Here is a 23,259-nt window from a genome sequence, read left to right as displayed (position 1 = left end):
GTCCGTCAAAGCTTCCAGCCCGAATGAAGCGCGGCTATGCCGCCGGCATAGTTGCGGAAGTCGACCCGGCTGAACCCGGCCTGCGAGACCATTGCGGCAAACGCCTTCTGGTCGGGAAACTTGCGGATCGATTCGACAAGATAGGAATAGGGTTCGGCGTCGCCGGTTACCGCCTTTCCGATGCGCGGGATGGCATTGAACGACCACGCTTCGTAGGCGCGGTCGAGCAACGGCATGTCGACGTCGGAAAACTCGAGGCAGAGGAAGCGGCCGCCCGGCTTCAGGACGCGGAACGCCTCTGCCAGCGCGACATCGATGCGCGGCACGTTGCGGATGCCGAAGGCGATCGTATAGGCGTCGAAGCTCTCGTCGGGAAAGGGCAGTTCCTCGGCATTGGCCTCGACGAAGTCGGTGTTGGCCTCGAGTCCGCGCTTGACGGCTCGGTCGCGCCCGACGGCGAGCATGGAGCCGTTGATGTCGAGAACCGTCGCATGGGCCTGCCGGTCCGAAGCATCGATGATGCGAAAGGCGATGTCGCCGGTGCCGCCGGCGACGTCGAGCACTTTCCAGCCGTCCCGTCTTGGCGGGTTGAGCCAGCTGACAAGCGCATCCTTCCACAGCCGGTGCATGCCGCCCGACATCAGGTCGTTCATCAGGTCGTAGCGCTTGGCGACCTTGTGAAACACCTCGTTGACGAGTGGCTGCTTTTCGCCGGCCCCGACGGTTCGGAAACCATAAGAGGTCTCCATGTCCTCAGCGGCAGTGGAACGTTGTTCTGACATTCTCGTATTACCATTCAAAGTCGGCGGGACCATAGCTGATCATATCCGACCGCGCTATGGTCGGGGGCGCGGTGTTCGGCCGCGTCGGGACGGGCACCACAAGGATGACGTAATGCCATTGAAAGCGGAGTTGCACTGCCACATCGAGGGGGCCGCGTCGCCCGATTTCGTCATCGCCCAAGCCCGGAAATACGGCAGGGACTTCTCGCCTTACATCAAGGATGGCGCCTTCGTCTGGCACGACTTCACCAGCTTCCTGGCTGCCTATGATTTCGCCGCCGACCTTTTGCGCAGCGAGGAAGACTATGCGCGGCTGGCCGACCACTACCTGACCAGCCTGGCGCGCGACGGCGCGATCTACTCCGAGGTGTTCACCTCGCCCGACCATGCCATCAAGTCGGGGCTGTCGCCCGCCGCCTACACCAATGCGCTCGGCGAGGGCATGGCGCGCGCCAGGGCCAAGACCGGCATCGAGGGCCGCATGATTGTGACCGGCGTGCGCCATGTCGGGGTCGAGGCGATCGAAAAGGCGGCGCGCTTCGCTGCACGCTGCGGGCATCCGCTGGTCACCGGTTTCGGCGTCGCCGGCGACGAGCGCATGGGAGACTTCGAGGACTATGTGAAGGCCTTCGAGATTGCCCGCGAGGCAGGGCTTGGCATCACCATCCATGCCGGCGAGTTGCTGGGCTGGGAAAGCGTGCAGGCCGCGCTCGACCACATCAGGCCATCGCGCATCGGCCACGGCGTGCGCGCCATCGAGAACCCGGATCTGGTCAAGCGCATCGCCGACGAGGGCATCGTGCTCGAATGCTGCCCGGGCTCGAACATCGCGCTGAAGGTTTTCCCGAGTTTCGAGGAGCATCCCTTCCCGGCCCTGCGGGCGGCCGGCTGCAAGGTGACCCTCAATTCCGACGACCCGCCCTATTTCTGGACTTCGCTGAAGCGCGAATACGAGATCGCGGCGGAATATTTCGGCATGGACGAAAAGGCCCTTCTCGGTGTCACAAGGACCGCCATCGAAGCGGCCTTCGTCGACAAGAAGACCAGGGCCGAGTTGCTGGCGCGCCTGAAGACCCCTGCCGGCGGCCGCTAGGGCCTCAAACGCCGACAAAACTGTGGTCGATGGCGGTCCGGACGTTTCTTGCCCGCGCCAGACCCGATAGGGTGCTCCGCAAGATCTGAATTCAGGAGCAGACACCATGCAGGGCGTCACCGTCGTCGACCATCCGCTTGTCCAGCACAAGCTCACCATCATGCGCGACAAGCAGACGTCGACCGCGAGCTTCCGCCGGCTGCTGCGCGAGATCTCGCTGCTGCTCGGCTACGAGGTAACGCGCAACCTCGAACTGACGACCAAGACGATCGAGACGCCGATCCAGACGATGCAGGCGCCGACGCTCGAGGGCAAGAAACTGGTCTTCGCCTCCGTCCTGCGCGCCGGCAACGGCCTGCTGGAAGGACTGCTCGACCTGGTGCCCGCCGCGCGCGTGGCGCATATCGGGCTTTACCGCGACCACGAAACGCTGGAAGCGGTGGAGTATTTCTTCAAGGCGCCGAGCGACCTAGCCGACCGGCTGGTGATCGTCGTCGATCCCATGCTGGCAACGGCGAATTCGGCCATCGCGGCGATCGACAAGCTGAAGGAACGCGGCGCCACCAACCTGCGCTTCCTCTGCCTGCTGGCGGCGCCGGAAGGCATCGCCCGCTTCACGGCGGCGCATCCCGACGTGCCGGTGTTCACCGCCTCGATCGACGAAAAGCTCAACGAGAAGGGCTATATCATTCCGGGCCTTGGCGACGCCGGGGATCGCCTCTACGGCACCAAGTAGCCGTTTACCAGCCGTTCACCGCGTTGCCATTCGCCGCCGCTTTTTAAGGTCGCGCACACCATGGCGCGGCTATGGTCAGAGCCTGAAGGGGCAAGGCCATGCTGCGCAAACTCTTGATTCTCGGTATTTGCGCCGGTTCGTCGGCGTCGATCCCGATTCTCTACCAGTCGAACCCGGAAGCCGTCGATCATCTGCTGCGCTCGGCGCTGCAGCAGGAAGCCGAGTTCGACATATCGAGCGCCGAGATCAACGTGGTGCGCCCGGTCGTGCCGGTGCCGGAGCGCATGCTCGGCCGCAAGGTTCAGATCCAGGTCGGGCCGCATGGTCACTTCACCGCCGATTTCAGGCTGAACGGCCGCAATGTCGGCGCGATCATCGACACGGGCGCCACGCTGGTCGCCATCAACGCGTCGACTGCGAGGCGCATCGGCATCGCGCTGACGCCGCGCGACTTCAAGTACACGGTCAACACGGCCAACGGAAAGGCGCGCGCCGCAAGCGCGATGATCGACCGCCTGCAGATCGGCCGCATCAGCATCGAGGACGTCAAGGCCGTGGTGCTCGACGATTCGGCGCTGTCGGGCACGCTGATCGGCGCCAGCTTCCTCAACCGGCTGGCAAAATACCAGGTCGAGGACGGGGCGCTGCTGCTCGTGCAGTAGCGGTCAGGCGGTGGGCGCGATGCGCCGGATGACCGCCTTCTGCGTCGGCGGCCGCCCATCGGACACGGCATAGGCGGACCGGACCGCCTCGGCAGCCCGCAGGGCCTCTTCCTGGGACCTTGCGTGAACGACTCCGAGCGCCTCGCCCTTCACGACTTCCGATCCGACCGGCATCAGCCGCGTCAGCCCGACCGAGTGATCGATCACGTCGTCCGGCCGCGTCCTTCCGCCGCCAAGCGCCACGACGGCCAGCCCGATGTCGCGGGTGGCGATCCCGCCGACGCGGCCGCCGGCGTCGGCCTCGACCGCGAGTTCGACCGGAGCCTTGGGCAGATAGTGCGCGGCATTCTCGACGAAATTGGCGGGGCCCCCGAGCGCCGACACCATGCGGCCGAAACATTCCGCCGCGCGGCCCGATTCCAGTGCTTCGGTCGCCTGCTCGGTGCCCTCCCTGGACGAGGCGGCGATGCCCGCCGAGACGAGCATTTCGGTCGCCAGCGCCAGCGTCACCTCGAGCAGCCGCTTGTCGCGCCACTTCCCGGTCAGGAAATCGACGGCGTTGTGGACCTCGACGGCATTGCCGGCAGCCGAGGCCAACGGTTCGTTCATGCCGGTGATCAGCGCCGAAGTGCGCAGCCCGGCGCCGTTCGCCACCTCGACGAGGCTGGTGGCGAGTTCGGTCGCGTCGCGGCTCTTGGCCATGAAGGCGCCGTTGCCGAGCTTGACGTCGAGCACCAGCGACTGCAGTCCGGCTGCGAGCTTCTTCGACAGGATGGAGGCTGTGATCAGCGGCACGGACTCGACCGTCGCGGTGACGTCGCGGATCGAGTAAAAACGCTTGTCGGCGGGCGCCAATGCTGCGGTCTGGCCGATGATGGCGCAGCCGGTATCGAGCACTGCCTTGCGGAACAGCGCATTGTCGGGCTGGCTGACATAGCCCGGTATGGAATCCATCTTGTCGAGCGTTCCGCCGGTGTGGCCGAGGCCGCGTCCCGAGATCATCGGCACATAGGCGCCGCAGGCGGCGACGATGGGCGCGAGCATCAGCGAGACATTGTCGCCGACACCGCCCGTCGAGTGCTTGTCGGTGACCGGGCCGGGCAGGTCCGACCAGTCGAGGACCTCGCCGGAATCGCGCATGGCCAACGTCAGCGCGACAGCCTCGTCACGCGACATGCCGTTGAAGAAGACGGCCATGGCAAATGCCGCGACCTGTCCTTCGGATACCTTGCCCGTCGCGATGCCGCCGACGAAGGCTGCGATGTCGTCCGCCGGGAGCGGGTGGCCGTCGCGCTTCCTGCGGATGATTTCCTGCGACAGCATCGGTCTATCTCCGGACGGACCGTGACGATGGCGTCACGCCGGTTGGCCGTCGCTGCGGCAAGCGGGGTTCAGTCATCGAAGAGCCCTTCGCGCAGCGCGTGCTTCAGCACCTTGGACAACTGCCGGCCGCCAAGCGGCGCGACGTCCTTGGTCTCGTCGTGCGAGAGTTCGTTTCCGGTCATGCCGGCGCCGAGATTGGTAATGACCGAGCAGGCCGCAACCCGCAGGCCAAGGAAGCGCGCGAGGATGACTTCGGGGACGGTCGACATGCCGACGGCGTCGGCGCCCAGTACGCGGGCCATGCGAATCTCGGCTGGGGTCTCGAAGGAGGGACCCGAAAACCACATGTAGACGCCCTGGTGCAACGACGTCCCGGTGGCTGCCGCCGCCTTCTTCAGCGCGGCGCTCAGCCGGGCGTCATAGGCCTCGGTCATGCCGACGAAGCGCCGCTCGCTCGGTTCGCCGAAGAGCGGGTTGCTGCCGGAGAAATTGATGTGGTCGGTGATCAGCATGACCGAGCCCGCCGGCATCTCCGGCTTCAGCGAACCCGCCGCGTTGGTGAGGACCAGCTTGCCGATGCCAATGCCGGCCAACGTCTCGAGTACCGGGCGCATGACGGCAGCGTCGCCGTGTTCATAGTAATGAGCCCGCCCGGCGAGCAGCAGCACCGGCCGGCCGGCCAGGGTGCCGGCCACGACTTCGCCGGCGTGGCCGGTCACGCCGCTTTGCGGAAAGCCCGGCAGGTCGCCATAGGGGATGCGAACCGCATCCTCGACCTCGGCCGCCATGGGGCCGAGGCCCGAACCGAGGACGATCGCCAGTTCCGGCGCCAGGCCGTTGAGCTTCTCGACCAGAACGTCTTCGGCGTTGGTCATTTCAGAATGTCCCCCGCAAACCCGTAGGGCAGCATCGCGCCCATCGTGACGGTCTCGACGACGCCGCTCTCGTCACAGAGGAAGAGCTTCGTATCCGGCCGCGCGAATTCGGCGAGGCGCTGCCGGCATCCGCCGCACGGCGTTATGCGCGCCATGCGTTCCGCGGTTACCGCGATCTCGGTGATCTCGCCACCGCCGCCCATGATGTAGTGGCCGAGCGCCGTGGTCTCGGCGCACCAGCCCTCGGGATAGGAGGCAACCTCGATGTTGGCGCCGGAGAAGATCTTTCCGTCGGCGGTGCGGAGCGCCGCGCCGACCGGGAATTTCGAATAGGGGGCATAGGCCTTGGCCATCGCGGCCTGCGCCGCGAGGAACAGATCGTGCGCCATGACTACCGCTCTTTCACATAGGGCACGCCGCCGGCGCGCGGGGGGATCGCCTTGCCGATGAAACCGGCGAGCAGGATCACCGTCAGGATATAGGGCAGCGCCTGCATGAGCTGTACAGGGACCTTGCCGACGAGAGGCAGGGGCGTGCCCTGCAGACGGATCGCCAGCGCATCGAGGAACCCGAACAGCAGGCATGCGAACATTGCCGGCACCGGCTTCCACTTGGCGAAAATAAGGGCGGCGAGCGCGATGTAGCCGCGACCGGCGGTCATGTCCTTGACGAAGCCGGCATTTTGCGAGAGCGCCATGTAGCAGCCGGCAATGCCGGTGAGGATGCCGGTGCAGATGACGGCGCGGTAGCGCAGCCAGGCGACCGAGATGCCGGCCGTATCGACGGCGGCCGGGTTCTCGCCGACGGCGCGCAGCCTGAGCCCGAAGCGGGTCCTGAACAGCACCCACCAGGTGAAGGGGACAGCGAGAAAGGCGACGTAGGCAAGCAGGCTGTGACCCGACAGAAGGCCCGAATAGAGCTGGCCGATGACAGGCACGTCGCGCAGGGCATCGGCGCCGGGCAGCGTGATCGAACCGAAGCGCGCCTCGGGGGGCAGCGAGGGCGTACGGCCGCCCTGGTTGAACCAGGCCTGGCCCAGAATGATGGTGGAGCCGGCGGCGATGAAGTTGATGGCGACGCCCGAGACGATCTGGTTGCCGCGGTGGGTGATCGAGGCGAAGCCGTGCACCAGCGAGAGCATGACGGATATCAGCATGCCTATGCCGAGCCCGATCCAGGCCGACTGGAAGACGGCGGCCGCCGCCGCGCCGGCAAAGGCGCCGGCCAGCATCTTGCCCTCCAGCCCGATGTCGAAGACGCCCGAGCGTTCCGAATAGAGGCCCGCCAGGCAGGCGAGCAGCAGGGGCACCGAGACCCGGATGGTCGAGTTGCCTATGTTGATCAGCGTATCGACGAATTCCATCTCAGGCGCGCTCCCCTTTGGCGGCCATGCTGACCGAGCGGGGACTGAGGCTGGCGAAGATCGTCTGCACCGTCGGGCGGAACAGGTGTTCGAGCGCGCCGGCAAACAGGATCACCAGGCCCTGGATGATGACGATCATGTCGCGCGAGATGGCCGGCATCTCGAAGGCGAGTTCGGCGCCGCCCTGGTAGAGCATGCCGAACAGGATGGCTGCGGGCACGATGCCGGCCGGATGCGAGCGCCCCATCAGGGCGACCGCGATGCCGACGAAGCCGGCACCCGACACGAAGTCGAGCGAGACATTGTGCTGGTCGCCCATGATCGGGTTCAGCGCCATCATGCCGGCCAGGGCGCCGGAAATCATCATCGTGATGATGATGATGCGGGTCTCCGAAATGCCGGCGTAGCGCGCAGCCTTGGGGCTGAAGCCATAGGTGCGGATCTCGTAACCAAGCTTGGTGCGCCAGATGATCGCCCAGACGACGACCGCCATCACGAGCGCCAGGATGAAGGACAGGTTGAAGGGAACCGATGGCCGCACCGTCAGGCCGAAGGGCTCGAGCAGGAAGCCGATCTTTGGCAGTTGCGCGCCTTCGGCAAGCTGCCGGGTCTGCGGCGCCATCGCGCCGCGCGGCTTGAGCGGCCCGACCAGCAGGTAGACCATGGCACTGGCCGCGATGAAGTTGAACATGATGGTGGTGATGACGATGTGCGAGCCGCGCCTGGCCTGCAGATAGGCCGGGATCAGCGCCCAGAGCGCGCCGACGGCGGCCGCGGCCAGGATGGCGATCGGGAAGGTCAGCCACCAGGGCAACACATGGTCGAAGGCGAGGCAGACCACGCCGACGCCAAGGCCGGCAATGTAGGCCTGGCCTTCGCCGCCGATGTTGAACAGCCCGCAATGGAACGCGACGGCGACGGCGAGCCCGGTGAAGATGAAGTTGGTGGCGTAATAGAGCGTGTAGGCAATGCCCTGGCCGCTGCCAAAGGCGCCGTCGACGAGAATGACGGCAGCGTGGAACGGGTTCTCGCCGACCAGCAGGACGACGAGGCCGGCAACCGCGAAGGCGACCAGCAGATTGATCAGCGGTATCAGCCCGTAATCGGCCCAGCCGGGAAGTTTTGCGTAGGGGGTGCTCATGGCAGGGTCTCGATGACGGTGCGGGTGTCCGAAATGCGCGCGTATTCGCGGTCGAGCAGGGCCAGGGTCAGCGCGTGTACATCCTCGGCTGGCCAGTGCTTGCCACGGCGGTCGGTACGGTCGACGCTCGCCACCGCGTCCTCGGGGATGACAACGTCGAAGCCGAGATTGCCGGCCATGCGCACTGTCGCTTCGACGGAATTCTCCAGAAGTACGCCGGTAACCACCAGTTGGCCGACCTGCAACTCGTCGAGCACATCCATGAGATCCGTCCCGATGAAGGCGCTGTTGGTCCGTTTGTCCACCACCGGCTCGCCGGGCAACGGCGCAACCTCGGGCTTGAACTCGTTGCCGCTGCTGCCCGGATGGTATGGCGAGGCCATGTCCGTCGAATCGTGGCGAATGTGAACGACCGGGAGGCGCCGTTCGCGCCAGGCGCCAAGCAGATCGCCGATGCGGTCTTCCATCTCCGGCTGGCCCCGGCGTCCCCATACTGGATCGTCGATGGCCTTCTGCACGTCAATGACGATGAGCGCCGGCGTAATCATTCAGCCGCCTCCTGCTGCTCGACACCCGCCATCAGCAGGCCAAGCTCGCCCTCCGTTGCCTCGGCGCCGCGTTCGCCGACGATGCGGCCGTCGAACATCACCAGAATGCGGTCGGAAAGCGAACGGATCTCGTCGAGCTCCACCGAGATCAGCAGCACCGCCTTGCCGCGGTCGCGCATGGCGATCAGCTGCTTGTGGATGAACTCGATGGCGCCGACATCGACGCCGCGCGTCGGCTGCCCGACGACGAGCACACCGGGGTCCTGCTCCATCTCGCGCGCGAGCACGATCTTCTGCTGGTTGCCGCCGGAGAAATTGGCCGTCCGCAGCCGGCAGTCGCCGGGGCGGATGTCGAATTTTTCGATCTTCTCGCGGGCGTCGTTGCGGATGGCGTCGATGTTGAGAAAGGGCCCTTTCAGGTAAAGCGGCTTGTCGTGATAGCCGAGGATCGAGTTCTCGTTCTCCTCGAAGGCGAGCACCAGGCCGACATGGTGGCGGTCCTCCGGCACGTGTGCGAGGCCGCGATCGCGCAACTCGCCGGGGTCGGCGATGCCGGTCACGTCGATCGGCTTTCCGTCGAGCAGCACGCTGCCGGACTCGGCGCGCCTGATGCCGCAGATCGCCTCGATCAGTTCCGACTGGCCGTTGCCCGCGACGCCCGCAATGCCGACGATCTCGCCGGCCGCCACGTCGAAGGAGACGTCGTCGACCATGGTGACGCCGCGGGAATCCTTCACCGTCAGGCCCTTCACTGCGAGCTTGACCTCGGCCGGGCTGGCCTCGCCCTTCTCGACCTGCAGCAGCACCCGACGGCCGACCATCAGTTCGGCCAGTTCCTCGACCGTCGTTCCGGCGGTCTCGCGCGTCGCCACGATGGTGCCCTGGCGCATGACCGAAACAGTGTCGGTGATCGCCATGATCTCGCGCAGCTTGTGGGTGATCAGGACGATCGTCTTGCCCTGCTCCTTGAGCTGCTGGAGGATGCGGAAGAGGTGGTCCGCCTCGGCCGGCGTCAGCACGCCGGTGGGCTCGTCGAGGATGAGGATTTCGGCGCCGCGATAAAGCGCCTTCAGTATCTCGACACGCTGCTGCAGGCCGACCGGCAGTTCCTCGATGATCGCGTCGGGGTCAACTTCCAGTCCGTATTCGCGCTCAAGCCGCTCGAGCTCGGAGCGTGCCTTGGCGATGCTCTTGTTGAGCAGCGCCTCGCTCTCGGCGCCGAGGATAACATTCTCGATGACGGTGAAATTCTCGACCAGCATGAAATGCTGGTGCACCATGCCGATGCCGAGCGCGATGGCATCGTTGGGCGTCTTGATCGACACGGGCTTGCCGTCGACCTTTATCTCGCCGCTGTCGGCCTGGTAGAAACCGTAGAGGATCGACATCAGCGTCGACTTGCCGGCGCCGTTCTCGCCGACGATGCCGCGGATGGTGCCGCGCTCGATGACGAGGTTGATGTCGCGATTGGCCTGGACGGCGCCGAAGCTCTTGTTGATGCCTGTCAGCTCGATTGCTGCTTGCGCCATGCGGCCGGGTCCCACCCTTGTTGTTTTTATCGTCCGGTCAAAAAGCTAGCATGCTGCCTGTCTGCTGCCAATCGAGTGGCGGCCGTGCGCACTCTCTATAAATACGCGCGCGCTTGTCAATTTCCCTAAGGGACCCGGCGGTGATATTGATCTGCCGGAATTGCAGTCGCGCTTCGCTGCGAACCCGGAAGAGGTCAAGCCATGTCAATGTCGCCCGATCGCCTGATGGCGCTGGAGATGCGGACTGCAGAACAGGACAGGACGGTGGAAGAGCTTTCCACACAGATCGCCGAGCAGTGGAAGGTCATCGAGCGGCTGCGCAAGCAGGTCGAGGCGCTGACGGAGCGCTTTGTGGAATTCGAACATCAGAACGCGTCTGAAGTGCCGGTGGCCAAGCCGCCGCACTGGTAGGGGGAATGCCGATGGAGGAGTCGGGAAACCGGATCGACAGGGCGCAGCGCTACGTGCTCGGCCTCATGGACGACGAGGAACGCGAGCGCGCCGAGCACGACCTCGAGGTCGACCCCGACTTCCGCGACGCGATGGTCGAGATCGCGCAGCGCATGCACCTCTTCGACCGCATGGCCGCTCCCGACAAGGCGCCGCAGGACGCCTGGAAGGTGGTCGAGGACAGGTTGGCCTCGATGCCGCAGATGCGCCCTGCGCCGCCACCCGTCGAGGCGGCGCCGCCGGACCCGCAGGCCCCGTTCGGCAGGCGTCGCTCGGATGCCCTGCGCGACACGATTGCACCGGCTGCGTTGCCGGCCGGCACGCGGATGGCACCGCACTCGGTTCCCAATCGCCGCGCCCTTGCCATCGCACTCGGCCTGATCGTGGCCTTCGTGCTCGGCTACGTCGCGGGCCGGGCATCGCTCGACATGCCGGCCTCGGTGCAGAAGTTCCTGCCCTAGGCCCGGCGCGAGAAACTCCGGACAACAAAAAACCGCCGGACTTTCGCCCGGCGGTTTCTTTCAGATGAACGGGCTGCCTCTTAGTAGGGGCAGGAATCGTCCGACATGTAGTCGTGAACCGTGATGGTGCCGGCGATGATGTCGGCCTTGGCCTTCTCGGCGGCTTCCTTCATCTCGGCCGTGATCAGGTCCTTGTTGTTGTCGTCCACGGCATAATCGACGCCGCCTTCCTTGAGGCCGAGGTCGTTGATGCCGCCGGCAAGCTTGCCGTCCTTGGCGTCCATGAAGGCGCCATAGACCGCCGTGTCGACGCGCTTCAGCATCGAGGTCAGCACTTTGCCGGGCTGCAGGCCATTCTGGTTGGAATCGACTCCGATGCCGAGCTTGCCGGCATCCGCCGCAGCCTGCAGAACGCCGACGCCGGTGCCGCCGGCCGCGGCGTAGATCACGTCCGCGCCCTGGTCGATCTGCGTCTTGGCGATCTCGCCGCCCTTGGTCGGGTCGTTCCAGGCAGCCGGCGTGTCACCGGTCATGTTCTGGATCACCTCGGTCGCGCCGGCAGCCTTGGCGCCGCCGACATAGCCGCAGCCGAAGCGGCGAATCAGCGGAATGTCCATGCCGCCGATGAAGCCGACCTTCTTGGTCTCGGACGCCATGCCGGCGAGCAGGCCGACGATGTAGGAGCCTTCCTGCTCCTTGAACACGATCGAACGGATGTTCGGCTTGTCGACAACCATGTCGACGATGGCGAACTGCAGGTCCGGGAAATCGGTGGCGACCTTGTCGAGGGACTCGGCCCACGAGAAGCCGGTCATGACGATCGGATTGCGGCCGTCCTCGGCGAAGCGGCGCAGAGCCTGTTCGCGCTGCGAGGCGTTCGATACCTCGAACTCGACATATTCGACGCCGGTCTCGGACTTGAACTTCTCGGCACCGTTATAGGCAGCCTCGTTGAAGGACTTGTCGAACTTGCCGCCCAGATCGTAGAGCAGCGCCGGCTTTATGTCGGCGGCGAATGCCGGAAGGCACATCGCGGAAGCGGCCAGAAGGCCAAAAACGATACGTTTCATGTGATCCACACCCTGTCGGTTGTTTTCTTTGCTTCATGCCGCGCTTTTCCCGGGTCCGCCCGGCGCTGCACGGCCATGGCAGGGGCTTCCACCCTCCGCTCATGATTCAGTCTTGCATGCCGAAAGCCAAAATTCACGCGGAATTTTGACCTTCTGGAAAACAATGAAAAGCAAAGCTTAAAGCCGCCGGCAGCCGGTTTGCGCGGGTTGCAGCCGGGCGCCGATGGCAGGCGGCGCAGAACGGCGCCGGCCCCGACGGGCCGCCGGTCAGGCGGCGGGCATCGCGCAGGAGACGCCGGTGCCCTTCAGGTTGCAGTAGCCGTAGGGGTTCTTCGCCAGGTACTGCTGGTGGTCTTCCTCGGCGAAGTAGAATTCCGGCACCGGCGCGATCTCGGTGGTGATCCGTTCGCGGCCCGTGGCGCGCAGCGAGGCGTCATAGGCATCGCGCGAGGCGATCGCGGCCTGCTGCTGGGCCTCGCCGAACGTATAGATGGCCGAGCGATAGGTGGTGCCGACATCATTTCCCTGGCGCATGCCCTGGGTCGGATCGTGGCTTTCCCAGAACAGTTTCAGGAGATCGGCATAGGAGACGATCTTCGGGTCGAAGACGACCAGCACGACCTCCGCATGGCCGGTCAGGCCGGTGCAGGTCTCCTGGTAGGTCGGGTTGGGCGTGACGCCGCCGGCATAGCCGACCGCCGTCACCCAGACGCCCTCGGTCTGCCAGAACAGGCGCTCGGCGCCCCAGAAGCAGCCGAGCCCGAACATCGCGTTCTCCAGCCCTTGCGGGTAGGGTCCCTTCAGCGGGCGCTTCGATACGAAGTGCTCGGATGCGGTCGGGATCGGCTTGTCGCGGCCGGGCAGCGCGTCGGCAGGCGTCGGCAGGTTCAGCTTCTTGTTCAGCATGTCGCTCAGGAAAAACATCGTTGTCTCCTTGGTCGGGGCGGCGGCACCGCCCCGGAATCGGCTAGCGGGTGACGGCGAACCGGCCGATGCGGCGCTCGGGCCGGCGGCCAATGGCGTAGAAGAGGAGCGCGATGATGCCGAAAACGGCAAAGCCCGGCTGGTCGAGGACGAAGATCATCACCGGGTTCCACACCAGGGGGTGGGCTTTCTCGATCAGGAAAGCCTGCATCGCATCGAGCGTCGAGGGCGAGGCACTGACCCAGCTCGCGCCGAGCGGCGTCAGCACCAGATGCGAGGCTGCAATGGTGCGCGTGACGTCGAGCACGGCCATGATGACAGCTACCGCCAGCGCGAGGCTGGCCAACAGCCGGAACAGGAAACGGAACATCGCGATCCTTGATTGTATCAGTCGCTGCGACACATATGATTGCAGCCCTTACACTGCAATCTTTACACGGGAATTTGAAGCCCGCCGGAAGCTTCTTCGACGCTGCGCCAGCAATGCACCCGCGACATTTCCACGCGAGACTCCGGAGAGGTGGGCCAGCCGGGCCACATAAAGGTCCGCAATGGCTTGGCATTCGCCGCGCAATCGACTAGATCAGCCCCTCGTCGGCAGGCCTAGCGGTCAGCCGGCGACGCGGAGAGGTGGCCGAGTGGTTGAAGGCGCACGCCTGGAAAGTGTGTTTACGGGAGACCGTAACGCGGGTTCGAATCCCGCTCTCTCCGCCACATATCATTGATTATGCAAGACTATTTGCCCAAACAAAGAACCATTCCTATAATAGTTCCCCAATGGGGCGTTTGCTATCAATCGCGGCATAGCCCCTCCGAAGGCAGCATCGCAATTGGATGGTATAGACACTTACTGCCGTTCCAGATGTCTGTGTGGACTTTGAATAGATGAGCCAGCGCCGATGATTGATATGGCAAGGCGGCGTAGCCGCGCGAAACGTATTTCTTCAAGTGCGATTGTCCTCGGGGTGGACATCGGGTTTGCCGCGCCGGCGCAGGCCGCCAAGGGACCGGGTGGCAACGATGTCGGCACGGTCGAGAACCTGTTCAAGATCCCCACTGACGCCATATCCAAGTACAGAGCCGAGGTGATCTGGCAGGATGAGGTTTCAGCTCGGGTCCGCTTCAAAGCGACCTGCGGGCCGCAGTTGCGCACGAATTCGACGACGCCTTCATCTTTCGGTCCCAAGGTTACGAAGGTGGCCGTAACGACAAGCCTGGCGTGCGCACGACAACGGGGACAAAGGGGCCGTCCGGCCCGAAGGCGAAGAGGGCCAAGCCGGCCCCGACGGGGAAGGACATATGTGAGCAGCGTCTGGAGTGACTGCCAAAGCTGCTGGAGCATCAAGAGCCAAGAAGAAGGCACGGGAAGAATGGAGCGCCAGGGCAGTAAGGTTTTATGGCGGGCGCTGGGGTGATTGGGGACTTGCCCTTGATAAATCGTTACACTGTGGCAAGACGGGTTTACCCATTCGCTCGCATTACTGCCGTGCTAGCGCTCACCCATGTCCGGCGCGCAAAAATTATTCCGGCGCGCAGAAACCGATCAACTGAGGAGACAGGTACCGGGCCGCCGCGTTGGTCGCCGCAGTCCGTTCCGCATGCTTACAGGCTTTAAGCTTACATCTGGTCTTCAGTGTCCTGGCTAGGCCTTGAGGGATAAGCCTTGCCGGGTCTGATACTGGCAACGCCGGAAAGGGGCAGACGCTGCGCGCCTCCCCTCCCGGTAGTCAAACTGTTTCGGTCAGTTGATTTTGAGGCCCAGATTGCCACATTCGACGATCTTCGTGCTTGCTGCCTGGAAAGCAGAGTCCCAGCTCACCTTCACGCTCTTCGGGCAGCTATTGTAGCGCTTGTTGACCAGATTGATGGTGCCCTGCGGCGTGTTGGCAGTGATCTTCACCGAGCGGACGCCCTTCTGGCTCGAAACCGTACAAGACACTGCATTGGGGATAGTACAATGAATAGCGGCACCGGCTGAAGCGGGGGCTGAGGCGAACTGGGCGGCAGTGACCGGACCGGCTGCCGAGAGCGCAGTCAGCGAGGCAATGGCAAGAGCAAAACGATTGAAGGAAGTGTTCATAATAGTCTCCGTTGGGTTGTTACAAAGCCGGGCTTTTGCTGCCCGATAACCCTTGGTCGAGTGACCGAGAAGAAAGGTTCAAAACTTTTTCTCGACCTCGCCACAGACGGAATATGGCCGCTCGCGCTTCAACGCTCCCAGGTCTGCCAGATTGGCATTGGCGGATTGGCGATGGCCAAGAGCAGGCCAGATCAGTCCACTTCCATCATCGCCTTTGGAAATAGAGCCGCCGTCTTGGTTGCCGCAGCCCGTCCTCCACGCTTGTACGCATTCTGATTACCCTTAGGCGCTCCGGGGTTCGTGCCGCCGTGCATTCGGCATCGGCGCTTCCCTTACACGGCCGGGGATCGGCACTTCCTCCCGAACCGGGTCTTGGCAAGGCAGCGTGGCGCATTCGCCAGTGGCTCTGGCTGCATGGGATTGTTTGACCGTTTGTCATTTCGGTAGCCCCCGTGTGGTGATGGAATTGGTCGGCGACAATGCCCGCCCTCATTGACGTGGACATGGCGGACCGTTTGCTCGCGCGGTTGATGCAGCTTTGCCAGAGCCTCCAGTGTTGACCGGCAGTTGCTCTGGGCCTTCATAGCCAACCGCCCGAAACGCTCGATAGCGTCGACATATTGCCCCATGTTGCGGGCTGCACGGCGGGCAAACTCGGTGAACATGCTGTCGAGCGTAATGGCTTGGGCTGCGAGGATGCGGCTGGCGATTGCCAGGTCTCCGCGCTCCACCTTTTCGCCTGTCGCTTCGACGTATTGGGCATAATCGGTAGTGCCGGGAAGCTCCGTTGAGTTGCCCAGGGCCTTCTTTTGCCGTCGTCCCGGAATTTGGATGCGCCTTGCCGGTGCGACGCTTCTAGCCGAGGCACTCTCCGCCATCGACCACCAGTGCCTGGCCTGTCATGAATGACGAGCGATCGGAGGCGAGGAACAGAACCGCCTCGGCGACCTCCTCGACGGTCGCCCAGCGACCCATCGGGATCTTGTTGCGTACATAGCCCTCGAGAGCGTCGCGGCCGCCCATCTGGCGCATGAACGGCTCGTTGAATGGCGTGTCGACCCAGCCCGGGCAGAACGCGTTGACGCGGATGTTGAAGCGGGCGTAGTCGAGCGCGATCTGCTTGGCCATCGCAACCACCGCATGCTTGGTCGTCGCGTAGGCGATCATTTCGCGGTCGTAGAGCACTCCCGAATTCGACGCCGTGATGACGATCGAGCCACCCTGGCGGGCTTTCATGTGCGGCACCGCAAGCTGCGCAAGCCGGAAATGCTGCCGCACGTTCATCTGCCAGGACCGGTCCATGCCTTCGGTGCTCGCCTGTTCGAGCGTCCCCTCGACTTGGATGCCGACATGGGAATGCACGATGTCGAGGCCGCCAAACGCCGCCACGCAGGTCTCGACGAGTGTCTCAAGCTGGCCGTCGTCGGTGACGTCGGTGGCTATCGCGTGCGCGCGCCCGCCCCTGGCCGCGATGGTGCCGACGGTTTCGCTGGCCGAGGCGAGGTCGCGGTCCGCCACAACGACCATGGCGCCCTCGCGGCCAATGATCTCGGCACTCGCCCGACCGATGCCCGAGCCGGCGCCGGTCACAATCGCCACCCTGTCCTGCAAGATCATGCCTGGTCTCCCCTCGCTCCTCTCGAGCCCGTTCTGTCGCGCAGCAGGAACTGCGCCATGATCAGCAGGGTCAGCGATACGGCGAGGACTACCGAGCCGATCGCGTTGACCTCTGGCGTGATGCCGCGGCGGATCGACGAGAAGATGTAGATCGGCAGCGTGCTGTCGGGACCGGAGACGAAGAAGGCGATGATGAAGTCCTCGAAGCTGAAGGTGAAGCTGAGAAGGAAGCTGGCCAGGATCGCCGGCGCCAGCATCGGCAGAACGACCTGCCGGAATGTGCCGAACGGCGTCGCATAAAGATCCTCTGACGCCTCGATCAGGCTGCGGTCGAGACCGGCGAGCCGCGAGCGCACGATCAGGATGACCACGGCGAGGTTGAACAGCACATGCGCGCCGATCACCGTCGGCAGGCCCATGGCGAGGCGCGGCGCGGCGTCCCCGAAGAGACCTTCCAGGAAAGGATTGGCCAGGTTGAAGACGGTGACGAAGGCGATCAGCGTGGCGATGCCGATGACGACGCCCGGCACCATGATGGCGATGTAGATGAGCCCGTCGCTGGCGCGCCGCGGCCAGCCGCTCATCCGTTCCAGCCCGAGTGCCGCGAGCGTGCCGAGGGAGGTCGCCAGAACGGCGGTCCACAGGCCGACGACGAGGCTGGTGCGCAGCGCCTTGAGCGCGAAGGGATTGGCGAAGGCCTTGAAGTACCACTCGACGGAAAAACCCTGCCAGTCCATCGCGTACTTGCCGGCGTTGAAACTGAAGATCACGATCAGCGCTATCGGCAGGTAGAGAAACACGTATATCGCAGCAGCATACCAGCGCATCAGAACCTCAGATCAGCGCTTCTTGGCGCAACTGGTTCCTGCCGAGCAGGAAGCGCATGTAGACCGCGATCGTGGCCAGCATGATCGCGACGATCGATACCGCTACCGCGGCGCCGAAGGGCCAGTTGCGCGACTGCAGGAACAGGTCGACCAGGGCATTACCGATGAAGAAGACCTTGCCGCCGCCGAGCAGCGCGGGGATGATGAATTCGCCCATCAGCAGGATGAACACCAGCAGCGAGCCGGTCGCCACGCCCGGCAGCGACAGCGGAAGCGTGACTTGCCGGAAAGTCCTCCACGCGCCCGCACCGAGATCGGCCGAGGCCTCCAGCAGCCGCTTGTCGAGCTTCTCGAGGCTGACATAAATCGGAAAGATCATCAGCGGCAGGTAGCCGTAGACCATGCCGAGCAGTACGGCGAAGCGGGTGTTGACCAACCGCACATCCTCCAGCCCGACCAGTTCCAGGAGCGAGGGGATGCCGCGGTTGCCCAGTATCAGCAGCCAGGCGTAGATGCGCAGCAGCTGGCTGGCCCAGAACGGCACGATGATCAGCACGAGCAGCATCACGCGCCAGCGCGCCGGCGCCTTTACGGCCAGGTAGTAGGCCATCGGGTAGGCGACCAGCGCGCACAGCAGGGTGCCCAGCGGCGCCATCATCAGCGTGTTGAGGAAGGCCTGTCCGCGCGAGGCGATATTGAGATAGTTGTCGAAGGTGAAAGCGGGGGTATAGCCACCGGCCGGCCCCCGCTCCCCGAAGCTGTAGATCACGACGACGACGAGCGGCAGCACGAGAAGCAACAGGAAGAACGCCGCCGCCGGTCCCACCAGCAGCGCTGTTACGCCCTTTTGCCGTCGCAGAGCCATGCCCGTCGCCCGCGCCCCGTCAGGCCGACTTGAAGCGGGCCATGAGTTCCGCCCGCAGCGGATCGGTCAGCGTCGCCGCGGCGCCGAACTCGAGTGCGCTCAGCAGTTCCTGCGCCGGGTAAAGGATCGGGTCGGTCAGCACCTCCTGCGGCAGCAGGGCGTTGGTCTTGGAGTCCGTGCTCGGATAGCCGTGCGCCAAGACCTCGCGCGCGTTCACCTCGGGATCCAGCATGTAATTGATGAAGGCATAGGCGGCCGGACGGTTCTGCGCGCCCTTCGGGATGGCGTAGAAATCGGTCCAGATCTCGCCGCCCTCGGTGCCAAGCACATAGTCGATCTCGGGCATGTCGCGCTTCAGCTGGGAGGCGTCGCCGGTCCAGGCGACCGACAGCCAGGCATCGCCCGCGCGCATGCCGGGCTGGTAGTCCGAGTTGATGGCGAACAGATGCGGCTTGGCTTCGATCAGCAGCTTCTCGGCCTCGGCCAGTTCGTTCGGATCAACCGAATTGAACGAATAGCCGAAATATTTCAGCGCGTTGCCGATGGTCGTCAGCTGGTAGTCGTGCACCATCACCCGGCCCGAGAGGTCGTCGCGGGTGCGGTCCCAGAAATGGCGCCAGCTGGTCATCTCGCCCTTCACCTTGTCGGTGTTGACGACGTAGCCTGTGGTTCCCCAGTTCTTCGGCAGCGCGTAGATCTGTCCGCCGATCTTGGCCTCGCCGATGAAGCGCGCCTCCTGCGTGCTCTCGTCGAAATTGGGCACCTGCGCCAGATCGAGCGGCTCGATCAGGTCGAGGGACTGATAGGTCGAGATCGTGTAGTTGGTCGGCACGAAAACGTCCCAGCCGGTGCCGCCGGCCTGCAGCTTGGCCAGCATTTCCTCGTTGGAGCCGAACACCGCGACGTTGATGTTGACCCCGGTATCCTTGGTGAACTGGTCGAGATTGGCCTGCGCGAAGTAGTTCGGCCAGGTCGTGAAATTGAGCGTGTCGCCGAGCTCGCCGGCAGCGTAAGCGGGGCGCGGACGCAGTCCGGGCATGGCGCTGCCCAGCACCGCCGTCGCCAGTCCGAGGCCGGTGACGCCCAGGAAATGGCGCCGCGACACCGAACCCTTCCGGTAGCGCAGCAGTTCCTCGATGAATTTCTCACGTGAGATGGGTTTTGTATCCTTCGACATGGTCTTCCCCTTTGTTTGAGTGCACGCCTTGTTTCCGTCTGCTAGTCAGTCGGCGGCAAGCGCCTGCGCCGCCTCCGCCCGAAAGCCCGCCGTGACGATCTCTCCCGTCTCGAACGGACTTTCGACAAGTTCGCTCTGGCGCGGTGCCAGTGCCGCGAATTCGCCGAGCCCTTCACTGCTCAGCAGATATTCGGTGTGTTCGCCCAGAAAGATGCGGTTCAGCACGCGGCTTTCGACCCTGACCACGCTGTCCTGCGGCAACGACTCCGCGCTTCTGGTGAGCAGGATCTGTTCCGGCCGCACCGCCAGCACGACGCTGTCGCCTTTCGCGAGCTGCATGTTTTCGCCGAACCTGTTGACCGGGAGGCTGACTCCGCTCGCCACCGTCACCTGGGCGCTATCGGCAGCAACCTCGCCGACGGTGCCGGGAAAGAAGTTCGACTTGCCGACGAAATCGGCGACGTAACGGCTGGCGGGCCGGTCGTAGAGATCGGTTGGCTTTCCGATCTGGACGATCCTGCCCTGCCGCATGATGCAGACCCGGTCGCTCATCGACAGCGCCTCTTCCTGGTCGTGGGTGACCAGGATGAAGGTGATGCCGACCCGCCGCTGCAGGTTCTGCAGCTCGATCTGCATCTCTCGGCGCAGCTTGCGGTCGAGCGCGGCCAGAGGCTCGTCTAGCAGCAGCACCTTCGGCTCGTTGATCAGCGCCCGCGCCAGGGCGACGCGCTGCTGCTGGCCGCCCGACATTTCCCAAGTCCGGCGCGTCTCGAAGCCGTTCAGCTGGACGAGGTCGAGCACGCGCGCCACGCTGCGGTCGATGTCGGCGCGCGACGACCGCGGCGAACGCTGCAGCAGGCCGTAGGCCACGTTGCGCCAGACGTTGAGGTGCGGGAACAGCGCGTAGCTCTGGAACACCATGTTGACCGGTCGCCGGTAGGCGGGGATGTCGTTCACCCGCACGCCGTCGAGGAAGACGTCGCCCTCGCTCGGCTGCTCGAAGCCTGCGATCATGCGCAGCGCCGTCGTCTTGCCGCAGCCGGACGGTCCGAGAAAGGACAGGAATTCGCCGGCCGCAACTTCGAGCGAGATGTCGCTCGCGGCGGCCACTTCGCCGAAGAACTTGCTGACGCCCCGGAAAACGGCAATGGGCTTGCGGGCTGCGTCTTCCGCCATCTGCACTGGTTCCCCGTCGATCCTGCAACAGTCGGAGCGGCGAGCCCGCCTATACCGACCGGTAGCAAATCTATTCAGTCGGTCGCTTTTCTGTATATAGGACGCAAGGCATATGCATTTTGGGATAGGCGGCCGTGCGGAGGGCCTGGCGTGCATGACGGCCGAATGGAATACGGCGATCGGCAGGCTGGTCGGCGCGCTCGACACCGACGCGTTTGCGGGCGCGCTGGTCGCCGCCCTCAGGACCCTGGCCGACTTCGACTATTCGGTGACCTTCGCCTATCGGGGCGAGGCGCGGCCGATCGACCTGCATGACGATTTTCCGGCCGGCAAGCGACGGGTCATGGTCGATATCTACCAGGACGGCCCCTACCTGCTCGATCCGCTCTATCTCGCCTGTGCCCGCCGGGTGCAGCCGGATCTCTACCGGTTGCGCAGCCTGGCGCCAGACCGATTCTTCCAGGGCGAGTATTTCAGATCCTATTATGCGCAGACCGGCCTGTCCGAGGAGATCGGCTACATTGCCGCGCTGCCCGGCTCGGTCATGGTGGTCGTCTCGCTGATGCGCTCGAGCCGGCACCCGGCCTTCTCGGCGAAGGAATTCCGCCAGTTGCGCGACGCCCACCCGGTCGTCAGTTCCTTCGTCGCGCGCCACTGGAGGGACCTGCACCAAAGCTTCGATGCGGCGCCCGGGCCGGGCCTCTCCATCATCCAGAGCACGATCGACAGCGCCTTCAGCAGCTTCGGGAGATCGGTGCTGACCCGGCGCGAGCGCGACGTCGTGGAATATGTCCTGAAGGGCCATTCCTCGGCGGCCATCGGGCACATCCTCGGCATAGCGCCGGGCACCGTGCGCATTCACCGCAAGAACATCTACACCAAGCTTGGCATCAATTCGCAGGGTGAGCTGTTCGCGCAGTTCATCCGCTCGCTGTCGGACCTGCGCGCGGTTTGAACCGCGCCTCCGGGCAAGAGCGGTCCCGGCTCCGCGACAATGGTGCCGACGGGCGCCGCATGACGCGACGCCCGTCGGCCATAACCCTAGTTCTTGACGGTATCCTCGAGGAAGAAGCGACCGAGCGGGTTCTGGTCGAAATTCTCGATGTTGGAACGCGATACGTTGATGAACGGGCTGTAGTAGAGGTCGATCCAGTTGACGTCGTCCTTGGCCATCTTCTGGATGTCGACATACATCGCTTCGCGCTTGACCGGATCCATTTCGATACGGGCCGCAGCGACAAGGTCCTTCACCGTGTCGTTCTGATAACGCGTCATGTAGTTCATGTTGGTGTCGTGCCCGACCACGAAGGTGGTCTTCTGGTCGGGGTCGAGAATGTCGTTTGTCCAGTAGTTGACGCCGACATCATAATTGCCATCGACGAGCATGTCCCATTCCTGGCTGGGGTCGACCTTCTGGATGTTGACGGTAACGCCGGCCTTGGCCAGCTGCTGCTGCAGCAGGACCGCGGTCTGTTCGACGATTTCGTCACCGGCACGAACGACATAGTTCAGCGTCAGGTCGGAGGCGCCGGCGTCGGCCAGCATCTGCTTGGCCTTCTCCGGATCGTAGGGACGCCGCAGGTTGTCCGCATAATAATAGAGAGCGCCCTTGGGGACGAAGGAATTGGCGACTTCGCCAAGGCCGAAGGTGACGGTGTCGATGATGGCCTGCTTGTCGATCGCCATGTCGAGCGCCTGCCGGACTTCCTTTTTGCCCAGCGCACCCTTCTCGTGGTTGATCAGCAGGTGATCTTCGCGCGTGGAGGGATCGGTGTGGACGATTAGGTTGGAGTCCTTCTTGAGCTCCGCGACCCGCGAGAACGGCACGAAGATCGCCGCGTCGAGTTCGCCGGCCTGGACGTTGAGCATGCGGGTGTTGTCGTCGGGGACCGAAATCCACTCCACGCCATCGAGCTGCACGCGATCAGCTTCCCAGAAGTTCGGGTTCTTCGCCAGGATAACACGGTCACCGCGACGCCATTCCTTGAGCGTGAAGGCGCCCGATGCGATCGGGTTTTCCGCATAGGCCTCGGCCCCGAGGGACTCCATGCCCGCCTTCGACAGGATGGATGCTCCCGGCATGGCCAGGGTGGACAGGAAGGGAGCCGAAGGTGTCTTCAGCTTGATCACCAGCGTGCGATCGTCGGTGGCCTCGGCAGTGTCGATGACGGTGTAGGAATCGCTCCACAGCGAGCCTTCGTCGTCGCGGATGCGCAGCAGGCTGAAAGCAGCGTCGGCAGCCGTCAGCGGCGAACCGTCCGAAAACTTCGCATCGCGAATCTTCAGCGTGTAGGTAAGGCCGTCCTCGGAAACCGTCCAGCTTTCGGCCAGGCCGGGTTCCAGCTTGGAGCCGCTCTTGTCGACGCGCACGAGCACGTCATAGACATTCGAGAAAACCCAGAAGTCGATGTTCTGGGCTGTCTTGATCGGGTCGAACGTCGTCGAATCTTCGCGCCGGCCGATCGTCAGCACGCCGGCTGCTTCGGCAATGCTGGCGCCGACCGTAAGGCTGGCCATGGCGCTGACCAAGCCGATTCTCATCCATTTCTTTAGCATCGTA

Annotated in this window: 25 protein-coding genes and 1 tRNA gene; 7 read left to right on the top strand and 19 right to left on the bottom strand. The window is 64.3% G+C overall.

The annotated features are described in order from the left end of the window. Positions 1–5: 5 nt before the first annotated feature. Positions 6–782 carry a bifunctional demethylmenaquinone methyltransferase/2-methoxy-6-polyprenyl-1,4-benzoquinol methylase UbiE gene (ubiE, locus tag ACT2BZ_RS08655; protein ID WP_457940481.1) on the bottom strand — a complete coding sequence of 259 codons (777 nt, stop codon included), beginning with the start codon at positions 780–782 and terminating at the stop codon, positions 6–8. Positions 783–894: 112 nt separating this feature from the next. On the opposite strand from ubiE, the gene ACT2BZ_RS08650 reads away from it, so the two are divergent. The 3 genes from ACT2BZ_RS08650 (at position 895) to ACT2BZ_RS08640 (ending at position 3,273) form a co-directional block, all read left to right on the top strand. Next, on the top strand, positions 895–1,875 hold the full coding sequence (locus ACT2BZ_RS08650) for an adenosine deaminase (protein ID WP_457940480.1): 981 nt from the start codon (positions 895–897) through the stop codon (positions 1,873–1,875). Between the two features lie 106 nt (positions 1,876–1,981). After that, positions 1,982–2,611 carry a uracil phosphoribosyltransferase gene (gene upp, locus ACT2BZ_RS08645; protein WP_457940479.1) on the top strand — a complete coding sequence of 210 codons (630 nt, stop codon included), beginning with the start codon at positions 1,982–1,984 and terminating at the stop codon, positions 2,609–2,611. A gap of 98 nt (positions 2,612–2,709) precedes the next feature. Continuing rightward, entirely contained in the window at positions 2,710–3,273 is a 564-nt protein-coding gene (locus tag ACT2BZ_RS08640) for a TIGR02281 family clan AA aspartic protease (protein ID WP_457940478.1), read from the top strand. Positions 3,274–3,276: 3 nt separating this feature from the next. Here the strand turns inward: ACT2BZ_RS08640 and deoA are convergent, their stop codons facing one another. The 7 genes from deoA to ACT2BZ_RS08605 form a co-directional block, all read right to left on the bottom strand. Beyond that, positions 3,277–4,596: a thymidine phosphorylase gene (gene deoA / locus ACT2BZ_RS08635; RefSeq protein WP_457940477.1), complete on the bottom strand. Its 1,320-nt coding sequence runs from the start codon at positions 4,594–4,596 to the stop codon at positions 3,277–3,279. 68 nt (positions 4,597–4,664) lie between these two features. Next, positions 4,665–5,471, bottom strand: coding sequence for a purine-nucleoside phosphorylase (locus ACT2BZ_RS08630; protein WP_457940476.1), 807 nt, complete (start codon positions 5,469–5,471; stop codon positions 4,665–4,667). After that, positions 5,468–5,860 carry a cytidine deaminase gene (gene cdd / locus ACT2BZ_RS08625; RefSeq protein ID WP_457940475.1) on the bottom strand — a complete coding sequence of 131 codons (393 nt, stop codon included), beginning with the start codon at positions 5,858–5,860 and terminating at the stop codon, positions 5,468–5,470. The genes ACT2BZ_RS08630 and cdd overlap by 4 nt, the downstream gene beginning before the upstream one ends. A 2-nt stretch (positions 5,861–5,862) precedes the next feature. Next, positions 5,863–6,834, bottom strand: a complete 972-nt coding sequence (locus ACT2BZ_RS08620; RefSeq protein WP_457940473.1) for an ABC transporter permease — start codon at positions 6,832–6,834, stop codon at positions 5,863–5,865. Position 6,835: 1 nt separating this feature from the next. Continuing rightward, on the bottom strand, positions 6,836–7,975 hold the full coding sequence (locus ACT2BZ_RS08615) for an ABC transporter permease (RefSeq protein ID WP_457940472.1): 1,140 nt from the start codon (positions 7,973–7,975) through the stop codon (positions 6,836–6,838). Then, positions 7,972–8,523, bottom strand: coding sequence for a cysteine hydrolase family protein (locus ACT2BZ_RS08610; protein ID WP_457940471.1), 552 nt, complete (start codon positions 8,521–8,523; stop codon positions 7,972–7,974). Before ACT2BZ_RS08610 ends, ACT2BZ_RS08615 begins: the two co-directional genes overlap by 4 nt. Then, complete coding sequence (locus tag ACT2BZ_RS08605) at positions 8,520–10,052, bottom strand: ABC transporter ATP-binding protein (RefSeq protein WP_457940470.1); 1,533 nt, start codon at positions 10,050–10,052, stop codon at positions 8,520–8,522. The genes ACT2BZ_RS08610 and ACT2BZ_RS08605 overlap by 4 nt, the downstream gene beginning before the upstream one ends. Before the next feature lie 201 nt (positions 10,053–10,253). Between ACT2BZ_RS08605 and ACT2BZ_RS08600 the strand changes: the two genes are divergently transcribed. Together ACT2BZ_RS08600 and ACT2BZ_RS08595 are read left to right on the top strand one after the other, a co-directional pair. Further along, on the top strand, positions 10,254–10,463 hold the full coding sequence (locus ACT2BZ_RS08600; protein WP_457940469.1) for a SlyX family protein: 210 nt from the start codon (positions 10,254–10,256) through the stop codon (positions 10,461–10,463). Between the two features lie 11 nt (positions 10,464–10,474). Beyond that, positions 10,475–10,963, top strand: coding sequence for a hypothetical protein (locus ACT2BZ_RS08595; RefSeq protein ID WP_457940468.1), 489 nt, complete (start codon positions 10,475–10,477; stop codon positions 10,961–10,963). A gap of 80 nt (positions 10,964–11,043) precedes the next feature. Here the strand turns inward: ACT2BZ_RS08595 and ACT2BZ_RS08590 are convergent, their stop codons facing one another. The 3 genes from ACT2BZ_RS08590 to ACT2BZ_RS08580 form a co-directional block, all read right to left on the bottom strand. Next, positions 11,044–12,033, bottom strand: a complete 990-nt coding sequence (locus ACT2BZ_RS08590) for a BMP family lipoprotein (RefSeq protein WP_457940467.1) — start codon at positions 12,031–12,033, stop codon at positions 11,044–11,046. A 267-nt stretch (positions 12,034–12,300) separates the two neighbouring features. Continuing rightward, positions 12,301–12,957 (bottom strand): peptide-methionine (S)-S-oxide reductase MsrA, encoded by a 657-nt coding sequence (gene msrA, locus ACT2BZ_RS08585; RefSeq protein ID WP_457940466.1) that lies wholly within the window; start codon positions 12,955–12,957, stop codon positions 12,301–12,303. Positions 12,958–13,000: 43 nt separating this feature from the next. Next, on the bottom strand, positions 13,001–13,327 hold the full coding sequence (locus tag ACT2BZ_RS08580; protein WP_457940465.1) for a hypothetical protein: 327 nt from the start codon (positions 13,325–13,327) through the stop codon (positions 13,001–13,003). A gap of 254 nt (positions 13,328–13,581) precedes the next feature. Between ACT2BZ_RS08580 and ACT2BZ_RS08575 the strand changes: the two genes are divergently transcribed. Then, positions 13,582–13,671, top strand: a tRNA-Ser gene (locus ACT2BZ_RS08575). Between the two features lie 1,027 nt (positions 13,672–14,698). Here ACT2BZ_RS08575 and ACT2BZ_RS08570 read toward each other — a convergent pair. From ACT2BZ_RS08570 to ACT2BZ_RS08540, 7 genes are all read right to left on the bottom strand, one after another. Beyond that, on the bottom strand, positions 14,699–15,037 hold the full coding sequence (locus tag ACT2BZ_RS08570) for a hypothetical protein (protein WP_457940464.1): 339 nt from the start codon (positions 15,035–15,037) through the stop codon (positions 14,699–14,701). 332 nt (positions 15,038–15,369) lie between these two features. Next, entirely contained in the window at positions 15,370–15,915 is a 546-nt protein-coding gene (locus ACT2BZ_RS08565; protein WP_457940463.1) for a hypothetical protein, read from the bottom strand. After that, positions 15,893–16,654 (bottom strand): SDR family NAD(P)-dependent oxidoreductase, encoded by a 762-nt coding sequence (locus ACT2BZ_RS08560; RefSeq protein WP_457940462.1) that lies wholly within the window; start codon positions 16,652–16,654, stop codon positions 15,893–15,895. The genes ACT2BZ_RS08565 and ACT2BZ_RS08560 overlap by 23 nt, the downstream gene beginning before the upstream one ends. After that, the gene (locus ACT2BZ_RS08555) at positions 16,651–17,481 is read right to left on the bottom strand and encodes an ABC transporter permease (protein ID WP_457940461.1); all 831 of its coding nucleotides are present in this window, start codon (positions 17,479–17,481) and stop codon (positions 16,651–16,653) included. Before ACT2BZ_RS08555 ends, ACT2BZ_RS08560 begins: the two co-directional genes overlap by 4 nt. Positions 17,482–17,488: 7 nt before the next feature. Beyond that, complete coding sequence (locus ACT2BZ_RS08550; protein ID WP_457940460.1) at positions 17,489–18,346, bottom strand: ABC transporter permease; 858 nt, start codon at positions 18,344–18,346, stop codon at positions 17,489–17,491. A gap of 19 nt (positions 18,347–18,365) precedes the next feature. Continuing rightward, positions 18,366–19,523, bottom strand: a complete 1,158-nt coding sequence (locus tag ACT2BZ_RS08545; RefSeq protein ID WP_457940459.1) for an ABC transporter substrate-binding protein — start codon at positions 19,521–19,523, stop codon at positions 18,366–18,368. A gap of 45 nt (positions 19,524–19,568) precedes the next feature. After that, positions 19,569–20,699 carry an ABC transporter ATP-binding protein gene (locus ACT2BZ_RS08540; protein ID WP_457940457.1) on the bottom strand — a complete coding sequence of 377 codons (1,131 nt, stop codon included), beginning with the start codon at positions 20,697–20,699 and terminating at the stop codon, positions 19,569–19,571. A gap of 154 nt (positions 20,700–20,853) precedes the next feature. Between ACT2BZ_RS08540 and ACT2BZ_RS08535 the strand changes: the two genes are divergently transcribed. Further along, positions 20,854–21,654, top strand: coding sequence for a response regulator transcription factor (locus ACT2BZ_RS08535; protein WP_457940456.1), 801 nt, complete (start codon positions 20,854–20,856; stop codon positions 21,652–21,654). Positions 21,655–21,740: 86 nt separating this feature from the next. Here the strand turns inward: ACT2BZ_RS08535 and ACT2BZ_RS08530 are convergent, their stop codons facing one another. Next, positions 21,741–23,255 (bottom strand): ABC transporter substrate-binding protein, encoded by a 1,515-nt coding sequence (locus tag ACT2BZ_RS08530; protein WP_457940455.1) that lies wholly within the window; start codon positions 23,253–23,255, stop codon positions 21,741–21,743. Positions 23,256–23,259 lie beyond the last annotated feature (4 nt).

The organism is Mesorhizobium sp. 10J20-29 (assembly GCF_054130485.1).
This window is presented reverse-complemented; position numbering and strand designations above follow the sequence as displayed.